Consider the following 11,941-nt stretch of genomic DNA (forward strand, 5'->3'; position numbering starts at 1 on the left):
AGGGGTACCATCGCGCGGTCTCGTTACCCGGATTATCCATGAACCGCTCCCTGCGTTATCAGATCAGCACCGCGCTCGTCACCACCTTCGTTCCATTGCTGTTCAATGCTCCCGCCTATGCGGCCAAAGCGCCCGCCGGCGCCACCGCCGTGCTGGCCGTGCTGGAAACATCCGACCTGCACGCCAACGTCGTGGGCTACGACTACTACAAGCTGGCCGCCGAGCCGTCGATCGGCGTCGACCGCACCGCCACGCTGATCAAAGCCGCGCGCAAGGAGTTCACCAACACGCTGTTGCTCGACAATGGCGACACGATCCAGGGCACGGCGTTCGCCGACTACCAGGCGCTGGTCAAACCGCCCGCCTGCAACGAGGTGCTGGGCATCTACAAGATCATGAATGCGCTGGGCTACGAAGGCGGCACGGTTGGCAACCACGAATTCAACTACGGCCTGCCGTTCCTGAACCGGATCACGGGCAGCCAGTTCCAGGTCAAGGGCGTCGACAAGGGCGCGCGCTGCGCCGGTCCGGCGTTCCCGATCGTGCTGGCCAACGTGAACAGCCTGCAAACGAAGGCGCCGCTGTTTGCGCCATACCGGATCATCGACAAGAAGATCACGGCGCGCGTCCCCGATGGCAAGCCGGTCGAGACGCTGGTAAAGGTCGGCATCATCGGCTTCACGCCGCCGGACATCATGGCGTGGGACAAGCGCTGGCTGGAAGGCCGCGTAGTCACTGCCGGCGTGCGCGAAACGGCTGAAAAATACATCCCCGAGATGCGCAAGAAGGGCGCGCAGCTGATCGTGGCGCTGGCGCACGGTGGCCTGGATGATGCCCCGTATTCGCCGGCCATGGAAAACGCCAACTGGCACCTGGCGAAGGTGCCGGGCATCGACGTCATGCTGATGGGGCACGCGCACCAGCTGTTCCCGAACGCCGGGAGCACGGTCCCGCAATTCAACCTGCCGGGCGTGGACAAGGCGCGCGGGCTGGTGCACGGCGTGCCGACCGTGATGCCGAGCCAGTGGGGCAAGCATCTGGGCGTGGTCCAGCTGCACCTGGCCTACAATGGCAAGACCTGGTCGGTCGACAAGGACAAGACCGTCGTGCAGACGCGCGCCACGCAGACGGGGCCCAAGACCTTCGTCGAACCGGATGCCGAGGTAGCCGCCCTGGTGCGCGCCGAGCACGAAGCGACGATCGCCTACGTGAAAACGCCGGTGGGACGCTCGGCGTTTCGCATGACGAGTTATTTCGCGGATGTGGGCGATCCGTCGGCGCTCGAAGTCGTCAACCGCGCGCAGGCCGAGTACGTGAGCAACTACGTCAAAACCAACCTGCCGCAGTACGCCGGCGTGCCGGTGCTGTCGGTGTCGGCGCCGTTCAAAGCGGGCTTTCCGAGCGTGACGGATTACACCGACGTGCCGGCTGGCGACCTGGCGCTGAACAATGCGGCCGACCTGTATCTGTTCCCGAACTCGCTGTTTGCGGTGAAGGTCGATGGCGCAGGGCTGAAGGCGTGGCTGGAGACGGCGGCGCAGCGCTTCAACACGATCGACCCGGCGCTGAGCGCGCCGCAGGAGCTGGTCAACACGCGCTTCCCAAGTTTTAACTTCGACACGATCACGTCGAAGGATGTCAGCTACGAGATCGACGTGACCAGGAAGCCGGGCGAACGCATCGTGAACCTGACGTATCTGGGTAAACCGGTGGCGCCGGCACAGGCATTCCTGGTGGCGACCAATAACTACCGCGCCAGTGGCGGTGGCGGCTTCCCGGGACTCGATGGCAGCAATGTCGTCATCGCGTCGCCCGACAACAACCGCGACATTCTGATCGCGCACATCCGCGCGGCGAAAGAACTGACGCGCGCGTCGCATGGCGCGGCGCGCAGCTGGCGCTTTGCACGGGCCGAGACGAAGGGACAGGTGGTGTTCCATTCAGCGCCGGGCCTGGAGGGGCTGGCGCGCGAGGCAGGGCTGGGCAATGTCAGCCAGGTGAAGGCCGATGATGGCAGCGGCAAGGGGACGGCGTTGTACGCGGTCGATCTGTCGAAGTAAGCGATTCGATTGCGATGAATGCCGGCCCTGGGGCCGGCATTTTTTCGGCGCAGTCAACGTTAAATAGAGGCTGGCTTTGAACTGACGAGCAGTCCAGTGGTCCAACTCCTGTCCCCAGCGTCAGGAGTCGATCATGAAAGCGCCACGTTTCAAGGGCTGGTTCGCAAAACTGCCTTCGTTGAACCAGCCGCAGCGTCGGCAAGTGCTCGATGCCCTGCATCCTGCAGTCGGGCTCGATCAGGTGGTTGCGCTCATTACTGAGGTCAGAGCGCCAGACCGCTGCTGCCCCAGATGCGGCAACGAGCACTGCTACCGGCATGGTTTCGCCAACGACTTGCAGCGCTACCGTTGCTGTTCCTGCGGCCGCACCTTTAACGACCTCACCGGCACGCCGCTGGCGCGGCTCAGGCACAAAGCCAAATGGCTCGCGTATTCGCAGGTGCTGCTCGATTCACTCCCTGTGCGCAAGGCCGCAGATCGGGTCGGCGTACACCGCAACACCGCCTTTCGCTGGCGACACCGCTTTCTGCATTGGGTCAAGCTCGACCGGCCCGCGCTCCTGAATGGCATCGTCGAGGCTGACGAAACATTTCTACTCGAATCACAAAAAGGTTCGCGCACGCTCAATCGCCCGCCGCGCCGCCGCGGCGGGCGCGCTGCCAAACGGGGCATTTCCGGTGAACTGGACTGCATCCTGGTCGCGCGCGATCGCGAGGGGCGCACGGTCGATGCCGTCACTGGCCGCGGTGCGCTCAAGACTGCGCAACTCGAGCGTGACTTGCTGCCCAGGCTCGACAGGCAGGCCTTGCTGGTCAGTGACGGCCATCCCGCTTACCGTGCCTTTGCACGCAAGCACAGGATCGCGCACGAGACGGTAAATCTGCGTGCCGGGGTGCGTGCGAGGCGGCTAGGCAGCCTTGCCATTCACGTGCAGAACGTGAACGCTTACCACCAGCGCTTCAAGGCATGGCTACAGGGCTTTCGTGGCGTGGCATCGCGCTACCTGTCCAATTATCTGGGCTGGCGCTGGGCGTTGGATGGAAAACGAGTGATTTCGCCGGAACAATTGCTTGGCATTGCTATCAGCGTCATCAACAGATAACGCTGACTGAGCCATTTTTTCTAGTGCACCGGCTTTTTCTCGTCCTGCACCAGCACGAACGGGCTCACGACCGATGCCCACAGCGTCGCATCCGTCGCCAGCCAGGCTTGCGCCTGCTCGTCGCTGACCTTGGCCACCTGGCCGTCGCCCATCCAGCGCGTGATGCTGTCACGGTCGTCGTGCGCAATGCGCAGCGCGACATCGATCAGGTCGAGCGTGCTGGAGACCCACACCACGCTCCCGCTGGCGAAGTGGCGTTGCAGCTCGCTCCATGCGACGCGGCCGGTTTCGCGGTTGATCTTGTCGTGCAGTTCGGTGTCGTTCTCGGGTTTGGTCTTCATGTGCATGGTCATCTGGTCAAAGGATCTCGACCGCAGGTTGCGGCGAACCCGCCCATGTTAACCGATAGGTGTGTGCCTTGCGCACGTTGCCCACCAGCGCCGGGCGGAAGCACGCCAGGCACGTCCCGCCGGGCTGGCGCACGCTGGGGAAGATCACGCCGAGCGAACCGGCGCCCAGCAAGTCGTTCGCCAGCGCCTGCGACGCGATATAGCTGGCCGGGTCGAGGCAGGCCTCGAAGGCAGCGATGCCGCGCAGGTCGTGGAAGGTCGCGCTGAAGTCGGCCAGCAGGCACTGGTAGCTGACGCTGTCATCGAAACGGTTGATTTCGGCGTATTCGACGGTCTTGTGAAAGATGACTTCGGCCAGCGACGTGGCCGCGTCGAACCCGCAGTACCAGGCGCCACGCTCGCCATCGTTGAAGCGGCTGCCTTCCGGGCGTGCATACGTAAATGCGGCGTTGATGATGCGGAAGTTCGGCACGCCGAATACCAGTTCGTCCATGCCGATGCCCGGGGCCTGACCGGATTCGGCGCGCAGGCGTTCATTGGTCGCGTTATCGAGGTCGAACAGATCACGCAGCGCATCGTCGCTGTCGGCCAGGGGTGCGAGCACCGAGTCTTCGACATCGGCGAAACGCGACGGGATCAGACGGCAGGTATCGAGCTGGCGCAGCAGCGTCAGCCGTGGCGTGACGGGCGAGCTCACAGGCCGCCGCGCCTGGCGTCGAGTAGCTTGCGCACGGTCTGCATCGCCAGCAGGCCGCCGGCCTGCATGAAGGCGAGCGGCGTGCGGCCGGCAAAAATCGGGTTGGTGTTGGGCAGGCGTACCCATTCGTCGGCGAGCTTGTCGCCATACAGGATGTGCAGGCTTTTGTAGATGCCGAGCAGGTACGAGATGCGCGTGATGCGGTCGACTTCGAGCACCCGGTCGGGGTTTTTCTTCCAGTCGTAGAACGACGACGATGACAGGCCGCCGAGCAGCTCGCGCGCATCATCGTCGCGCAGGCCCCAGGCGGCGGCAAGCCGGAAAAAGCCGGTCAGGGCCGAGCGCGACAAACGTTCGCGCTCGGCCTTGGATGTCAGGTCGACCAGCGTCGCCGGCTCGAAACGGCTCTTGGGGTAGGCGTAGGCAAGGCTCATGATTCCTCCGGTTTTGGAGTATTTATACTCCAATTCGGGATCAATCGCAAGCCCCGTATGGCAGGCGCCCGATCGACTCAGTCGGCGCCAACCGCAGTGACAACGGCGCCAGCGCCGGCGCTGAGCATCCAGCCCGTCATCAAGAGATAGAACATCAGCAGCGTGAACAGCACCGAGACGCGGCGGGCATCCAGACCAGCAAACAGCGGCTTCTTGTCGTAGGCGACGCCAACGAAGTAGGCGCCAAACACGGTGGCGAGGTAGTGCACGGCGCCGAACGTTTCGCCCAGTTCGCCCTTGCGCGGATGGTCGATCAACAGGTGCGACAGGATGACCAGCACCAGGTACGGGATCGAGGCGGCCAGCGGCGGCAGGTACAGGCCGAAGCGCTCGACGAAGGTGCGCACGGCAGGGCGCTTGCGCGCCAGCAGCGGCAGGAACAGGTTGTGGATCAGGCCCGAAATCAGGATGACCTTGAGCAGCACGGCCTTGTGCAGGCTTTCTTCGCCAAAGCCCAGGTTGTGCAGATTGGTTTCGGCCTGGCGGTTATTTTGCAGGAAGAACTCGGGCGACTGGATCTGCAGGATGCGCTGGAACCAGCTGATTTCTTCCAGCGCAGCCACGGCCACTAGGCCGGTGAGGCCAAGCAGCACCAGCACTTCGAGCCGCATGCCGCCGTTCTTCCAGCGGTCGACCGCCACGTAACCGAGCAGGCCCGACGTGAGCGAGAACGCCAGGAACTGCATCCACTCGACGATGCCGTCTTCCACCAGCAGGCGCGAGAGCTCATGCGGATTGCCCGACCATGCCAGCGCCAGCAGCAGGATGAATGCATTGATGATGGTGGCCGAGATGATGACCGGATGTTTGTACCAGGGATGATTGACTGCTAACTTATTGACCACCAACTTGCTCCTTCAGAGACGTAAAATGTTCAGCCGCGATTGGCTGCAGCGCGGGGCCCGGTGCGGAATCGGGATCGCTATGACTTGATGGGCTGCGGTCAGTGACGCGGCGCCCCCTACGGCGCAGCGCGCCGACCAACAGCGCCGCAATGGCCCAGCCAAACAGCAGCGGGTCGAGCAGGGCGTCCCACAGATTCCCGCTTGGCAGGCGCAGCACCGAGAACAGGACGACCGCGCCCAGCACCGCTGCCGCAGTCCCGCGCGCGTGATGCCGCGCGATCGCCAGCGCACAGGCGCCGGCCAGGATGACCGCGACGAGCGGCGCCAGGACGCCGCCGAAACCGGCGTAATAGTAACCGCTCGTGAGAAAGCCGACTGCGTCGAGGTACAGCAGCGTCCCGGCCACGGCGAGCACGCCCGCCAGCGATGGCGGCATGGCCGCGCTGCGGCGGGCGCCGTTCCAGCGCTCCGTCAGACGTACCAGGCAGCAGCCCACCAGCAGGCCGCTGGGATACTGGAACGCCAGACCCAGGTACCAGGCGGGCGACAGGTTGCCGGGCAGCGCCATCAGGGCCAGTGCGCCGGCCAGGATGGCAGCCACCCCGGTGCGCGCGAGCGGCGCCGCGCCGCGCCACAGCGCGCAGACCACGGTGGCGGCGACAATCGCCCAGCCAATGCGGCCGTACACGATCTGGCTTGCGAGATCCGGCAATGTCATCTACGTGGAGCCTTCCGGTTGAATACGGTAGCGATGGTGCGCAATCGCCTGGCGCTGCCAGGTGTAGGTAATGTGCAGTTCGTTGCCGACCTGCTGCATCGAAGGATACGAAAATTCGTCACCGGCCGGCCCCTTGGCGATGTCGGCAATCGTGCGCCAGCTGCGCATGTCGTCCGAGATCGACAGGCGCAGGATGCTGCGCGCCGATGCGCCGCCTTCGACGTGATTATGCAGCATCAGGAACTGGCCGCTGGAAAGGCGTATCGCGGCGACCGACGTGCTGTAGTTGGGCAGGTCGAGCGCCGGCAGGTCGCGCCAGGTAGCGCCGCCATCGAGACTCGCTGCATGCTGGACCAGTTGTTGTTCGCTGTCGTCGCGCATCACGGCGCGCACCTCGTTCTTCGAGATGGCGACAAGGGCCGGCTGCAGCGTCGTGGTGCTGTTGCCGATGCGCGCCAGCGTGGTCGGGTTGCCGTCGGGATCGAACGCCATCAGCATCGGGTACTTGTTGCCGATCTCGAAATACACGGGGAGCCACCAGCCGCCATCGCTCAGCATCAGCGGCGCGGTGCGCACCAGCGCGCTGGTATTGAACAGCGGCGAGGTCGGCAGGATGCGGCGGACGTGGAAGGTGGCGCCCTGATCGTTCGACACCAGGTGCGCAATGCGCGCGGCGGCCCAGCCGCCCAGGCCCGTGGCCACGACATACAGGTGGATCTTGCCGGCGCGGTCGGTCCAGGCGACGGGGTTACCGATGCGGCGCACGCCGAAACCCAGTCCGGCGCCCAGCGTATCGCGGCTGGCGACCATCCTTGGCGCGCTCCACGCACCATGGGCCCAGGTCGAGGCAAAGACTTTGACATCCGGGCCGCTTTCACGGCTGCCGGCCCACCAGAACGCGAGCATGCGATTGCCTGGCAGGGCGGCGAGCGTGCTGGCGTGGGCCGATGGCATGCCGCGTGGCGCGGGGATGTGGGCGTGCGAGAGTTCGGTGAGCGTCACGCGACCAGGGCTGGTCGTGCTCATGGTGGGCATGGCAGCTGCACCAGATGCGCCGCGCCAGCGCAGCGCTTCCGCCGCGATCACGAGCACCAGCACGGCAAGCAGCAGGCCGCCGAGAAGGATCGCATGATGTCTAGGCGGCCGGGGGATCGCGGACTTCTCCATTCGCTTCCAGTCGAAGAACCCGGCAAGTGCGTTGCGCACGGGGTTCGGGCAATGAATTTTTCACCGGTAAAGTCATGCCAATGTCGCGGGCGCCAGCGTACGATCGTGACCGGGAAAAGGCGCTATCCTACCGTAAAGCTGCAAGAAAGAACATTGGGCGCTGATAAAAGACGCGTCGTTACGCGCCGAAACGACGCGGCGATTCGCATCCCCCGCGTCGTTGGTAACACCGCCTATACTGGCTTTTTCGACTCTTCTAGCATTGCCGCATGCGCACCACACTGACTCCGTTGCTGACTGTTTCCGTTCTTGCGTGCGCGCTGTTTGCGAGCGGCTGCGCGCACCGCAATCCGTATTACGACGCCGCCAAAACCCATCATCGCATCGAAGGCTTTGCGAACAATTATCCATCCAACCCTGCGTATCAACGGCCGCCGCGCGGCTTCTTCGAGGGCTGGGCTGCACGGATCGCCAACTGGACCGAGGACGCCGCCGTGCGTGCGCCGCTTGCGCCGATCGCGCCGGTGGCGCCCGACCTGGCCTTCATTCACGCCAACCACAGCGAACCGGCGCTGACCTGGATCGGCCACGCGACGTTCTTGTTCCAGAGCGGGACTGGCGTGAACATCCTGACCGACCCCGTGTTCGACGAGCGTGCCTCGCCGCTGCCGTTCGCGGGACCCAAACGCCATCAGGCGCCCGGCGTGGCGCTAGCCGACTTGCCGCGCATCGACGTCATCCTGCTCAGTCACTCGCATTACGACCACTTGTCGAAGGCGTCGCTGCGCGCGCTGTACCGCCAGCCGGGCGGGCCGCCGTTGCTGGTGGCGCCACTGGGCGTCGATATCTGGCTCGCGAAGAACGTGACGGGCGGCGACCGCTCGCGCATCGTCAAGCTCGACTGGTGGGAAAAGACGGTGTACCGGGGACTGGAACTGCACCTGCTGCCGGTGCATCACTGGTCGGCCCGCTCGCTGTGGGACCGCAATGCGACGCTGTGGGGCGGCTTTGCCGTCACGCGTCCGGGGTTTGCATTCTTCTTCTCGGGTGACCTGGGCTATTCGAAGGACATCGGCGACATCGCCGCGCGCTTCGGTGGCTTCGACCTGGCGGCCATCGGTATCGGCGCTTACCAGCCGCTGTGGTACCGCAATTCGCACGTGAGTCCCGACGAGGCGGTGCGCATCCACCTCGAGCTGCGCGTCAAGCACAGCGTGGGCATGCATTGGGGGACGTACCCGATGGGGCAGGAGCGCCTTGACCAGGCCCCGCGCGACCTGGCGCTGGCGCGTGCGGCGCAGGGCGTGGCGGACGACGCGTTCTTCGTGATGCGGCACGGGCAAACGTACAAGCCACCCACCGCGCCGTGAGTGGGGGCGGGGCGGTCGTACGCCCAGGTCAGGGCTGGGCGCGCAGGGTCAGCTTGACGATTTCGCCAGGTTGCCAGAGCCGCATGCGCGGCCCCCAGCCGCCGGCGCCGCGACTGACCACCAGCTGCATGTGGCCGATGCGGTACCAGCCCACCAGGTAGGGAAACTCGCGCTGGGCCAGATAGGTGAATGGCCAGACCTGGCCGCCGTGGGTATGCCCGGACAGCATCAGGTCGATGTCTTTTTGCGCGGCGCGCTCGATCAGGCCGGGATCGGGGATGTGCGCCAGCAGGATCGTGGCGCCGTCCAGCCGTTTGGGGAGCATGCGTTCGAGGCCGGCATTCACGTTGCGCCCGCCGCGCCTGGCGCGCCCGATATCGTCCAGGCCCGCCAGGTGCAGGCCTGGTGCGATCTCGACATGCTGGTCGCGCAGCCACTTGACGCCGCCGGCCGCGAATTCATGGATCGTCCCGCCAGCGTCGCCATAGTACTCATGGTTGCCGGTGATGGCCCAGACGCCCATGGCGGGCCGCAGCCGTTTGAGGACAGGTGCGAGCTGGGCGTCGTTGATCGGTTCGTCTTCGACCTGGTCGCCCAGCATCACGACGGCATCGGGATCGAGGGCATTGATCTGGTCGACCCGCTTGCCGAGCCACTCTGCGCGGCGCTGGGCGCCGAGGTGCGTATCGCTGATCGCCACCAGCACGGTGCCATCGAGCGCCTTGGGCAGGCCGGGCAGTGTGACTTCCTGTTCCACGATGGCCGGTGCGCGCATCGCCTGGAAGATCGCAAAACCGCTGACCGCCACACCCGCCATCGCGCCGAGGGCCAGAATACGCGGCGCCCAGGTCCGCAGCCAGAAACCGAAGCCCGTGACGATGTCGGCCAGCAGCAGATACTGCGTCATGCAGAACAGCACGCCCAGCCACGTCATCGAGAACTGCCCCGGCCACCAGCGCCAGTCGAGCGCCGCATCCCCGAGCTGCACGCCCCACAGATAGAACCCCCACAGCGCTACGGCGCCCACCCACCAGACACGCGCCGGCACGCGCGCACGAACCGGCCCCAGCGCATACAGGCGATGCGCCACATAAAGATGCATCAGCGAGCCAACGAAATTGATAATGATTGAAAACATGCATGCTCCCGCCGGCAACCAGCCAGCGCACAGGGAATGAGGGGGGAATGGCCAATCCGGCAAACCGGCTCATCATAGCGAACACGCCAGGATCATGTCGCCTGTAAGTATCCCGCCCGCAAACAGTTATCAAACAATTCGACTCTGACCCTAATTGTTACGTTTGCCGCAGAGCCCGCCTGACAATTAGGGTCAGAGTCGAATTATTGGGCAATTGCCTCAATTCGAGCGACCTCCAATTGGGGTCAGAGTCGAATTGTTTTGCAATTGCTCGGGGGACTTGCCCGGAGCGGTCAGGCGGATTCGGCGTGCTCGACCAGGAGCTGGACTTTGGTGACGCCGTTGTACTCGTTGGCGTCGAGGCGGAAGGCGACGCGGGCGCGGTCGCTCAGGCTGTCGGTGTGGCCGAACCAGATGGCGTCGTAGCGGCGGCCGTTCTTTTCCAGCTGCAGCTTCAGGTGGCGCTCTTTGAGAATGCGCTGACTGACGACGCGGAATTCGTCGCAGAACACCGGCGGCGCGAAGCCCTGGCCCCAGACCTGGCCGTCCATCAGTTCGATGAACTGGGTCGAGTAGAACTCGTCCTCGAGCGGCCCGTCGGTTTCGATGATGCGTTCGAGCTGCGCATCCGTCAGCCAGGCCTGGCCGACGGCTTCGAAGGCCTGGCAGAAGGTGTCGAAATTGTCGTGCCGCAGCGACAGGCCGGCGGCCATCGCGTGGCCACCGAACTTGTCGATCAGGCCCGGCACGCGCTTGGACACCAGGTCCAGCGCGTCGCGCAAGTGGAAGCCCGGAATCGAGCGGCCCGAGCCCTTGATCATGCCGTCGCCCGCTGGTGCGAAGGTGAACGTCGGGCGGTAGAATTTTTCTTTCAGGCGCGAGGCGACGATCCCGATCACGCCCTGGTGCCAGCCTTCGTCGAACACGGTGATCGTGCTGGCGCCGGTCGGCTCGAACGTGTCCAGGTGCAGCAGCGCGGTGTCCTGCATCTCGGCTTCGATTTCGCGGCGCTTGAGGTTGATTTCGTTCAGTTGCTGGGCGATGGCCCAGGCGCGGCCTTCGTCGTCGGTGGTCAGGCATTCGATGCCGAGCGCCATGTCCTGCAGGCGGCCGGCAGCATTCAGGCGCGGGCCGACGGCAAAGCCCAGGTCGAACGGCGTGGCGCAGCGCGCTTCACGCCCGGCCACCCGGAACAGCGCCGCCACGCCGGCATGCATGCGGCCAGCACGCATGCGCTTCAAGCCCTGCGCGACGAGGATGCGGTTATTGGCGTCGAGCTTGACGACGTCGGCCACCGTGCCCAGCGCGACCAGGTCGAGCAGGCTGTCGAGCTTGGGCTGCGTTTGTGCATCGAACACGCCGCGTCGGCGCAATTCCGCGCGCAGGGCCAGCAGTACGTAGAACACCACGCCCACGCCAGCCAGGTTCTTGCTCGGGAAGCCGCACTCGGGCTGGTTCGGGTTGACGATCACGCGCGCCGCTGGCAGCACGTCACCCGGCAAGTGGTGGTCGGTGACGACGACGTCGATGCCCAGCCCATTCGCCGCGAGCACGCCGTCGACGCTGGCGATGCCGTTGTCGACCGTGACGATGATGTCGGGCGCCTTTTCGCGCGCCGTGAGCGCCACGATTTCGGGCGTGAGGCCATAGCCGTATTCGAAGCGGTTCGGGACGATGTAGTCGACCTGCGCGCCCATCGCACGCAGCCCACGAAGGGCAACGGCGCAGGCCGTGGCGCCGTCGCAATCGTAGTCGGCGACGATCGTCATACGCTTGCCGGCGCCGATGGCGTCGGCAAGAAACGCGGCGGCGGCGTCGATGTGCTTCAGGCCGGACGGCGGCGACAGCGCTGCCAGTTCGCTCGAAAGCTCACGCGCGTCGAGCAGGCCGCGCGACGCGTAGATACGGGCCAGTACAGGGTGCACGCCGTCCTGGCGCAGCAGTTCGGAGGTGCGGAACGGGCAGGGGCGGGTGGAGAGTCGGGTCTTCAGGATCAATGT

Annotated in this window: 11 protein-coding genes; 3 read left to right on the forward strand and 8 right to left on the reverse strand. The window is 65.2% G+C overall.

Annotated features, from left to right (window positions below; translation table 11 throughout):
- Positions 1–38: 38 nt before the first annotated feature.
- Both AC1MGT_RS21665 and AC1MGT_RS21670 read left to right on the forward strand, forming a co-directional pair.
- Positions 39–2,060, forward strand: a complete 2,022-nt coding sequence (locus AC1MGT_RS21665; RefSeq protein WP_499502035.1) for a bifunctional 2',3'-cyclic-nucleotide 2'-phosphodiesterase/3'-nucleotidase — start codon at positions 39–41, stop codon at positions 2,058–2,060.
- Positions 2,061–2,193: 133 nt separating this feature from the next.
- Entirely contained in the window at positions 2,194–3,162 is a 969-nt protein-coding gene (locus tag AC1MGT_RS21670) for an IS1595 family transposase (protein WP_499502036.1), read from the forward strand.
- 20 nt (positions 3,163–3,182) lie between these two features.
- Here AC1MGT_RS21670 and AC1MGT_RS21675 read toward each other — a convergent pair whose 3' ends face one another.
- The 6 genes from AC1MGT_RS21675 to AC1MGT_RS21700 form a co-directional block, all read right to left on the reverse strand.
- Positions 3,183–3,503 (reverse strand): DUF2288 domain-containing protein, encoded by a 321-nt coding sequence (locus tag AC1MGT_RS21675; protein ID WP_332533648.1) that lies wholly within the window; start codon positions 3,501–3,503, stop codon positions 3,183–3,185.
- A 16-nt stretch (positions 3,504–3,519) separates the two neighbouring features.
- The gene (locus tag AC1MGT_RS21680; protein ID WP_499502037.1) at positions 3,520–4,209 is read right to left on the reverse strand and encodes an RES family NAD+ phosphorylase; all 690 of its coding nucleotides are present in this window, start codon (positions 4,207–4,209) and stop codon (positions 3,520–3,522) included.
- Positions 4,206–4,643: an MbcA/ParS/Xre antitoxin family protein gene (locus tag AC1MGT_RS21685; protein WP_499453514.1), complete on the reverse strand. Its 438-nt coding sequence runs from the start codon at positions 4,641–4,643 to the stop codon at positions 4,206–4,208. The genes AC1MGT_RS21680 and AC1MGT_RS21685 overlap by 4 nt, the downstream gene beginning before the upstream one ends.
- 77 nt (positions 4,644–4,720) lie before the next feature.
- Positions 4,721–5,548 carry a hypothetical protein gene (locus tag AC1MGT_RS21690; protein WP_499502038.1) on the reverse strand — a complete coding sequence of 276 codons (828 nt, stop codon included), beginning with the start codon at positions 5,546–5,548 and terminating at the stop codon, positions 4,721–4,723.
- Entirely contained in the window at positions 5,538–6,266 is a 729-nt protein-coding gene (locus tag AC1MGT_RS21695; protein WP_499502039.1) for a hypothetical protein, read from the reverse strand. The genes AC1MGT_RS21690 and AC1MGT_RS21695 overlap by 11 nt, the downstream gene beginning before the upstream one ends.
- Complete coding sequence (locus tag AC1MGT_RS21700) at positions 6,267–7,472, reverse strand: sialidase family protein (protein WP_499502040.1); 1,206 nt, start codon at positions 7,470–7,472, stop codon at positions 6,267–6,269.
- A gap of 230 nt (positions 7,473–7,702) precedes the next feature.
- Between AC1MGT_RS21700 and AC1MGT_RS21705 the strand changes: the two genes are divergently transcribed.
- Positions 7,703–8,803, forward strand: coding sequence for an MBL fold metallo-hydrolase (locus AC1MGT_RS21705; protein ID WP_499502041.1), 1,101 nt, complete (start codon positions 7,703–7,705; stop codon positions 8,801–8,803).
- A 28-nt stretch (positions 8,804–8,831) separates the two neighbouring features.
- On the opposite strand, the gene AC1MGT_RS21710 is transcribed toward AC1MGT_RS21705, so the two are convergent.
- Positions 8,832–9,941, reverse strand: a complete 1,110-nt coding sequence (locus AC1MGT_RS21710; RefSeq protein ID WP_499502042.1) for a metallophosphoesterase — start codon at positions 9,939–9,941, stop codon at positions 8,832–8,834.
- A gap of 293 nt (positions 9,942–10,234) precedes the next feature.
- Positions 10,235–11,938 carry a single-stranded-DNA-specific exonuclease RecJ gene (gene recJ / locus AC1MGT_RS21715; protein WP_499502043.1) on the reverse strand — a complete coding sequence of 568 codons (1,704 nt, stop codon included), beginning with the start codon at positions 11,936–11,938 and terminating at the stop codon, positions 10,235–10,237.
- Positions 11,939–11,941 lie beyond the last annotated feature (3 nt).

Source organism: Telluria sp. BA11, from assembly GCF_056680305.1.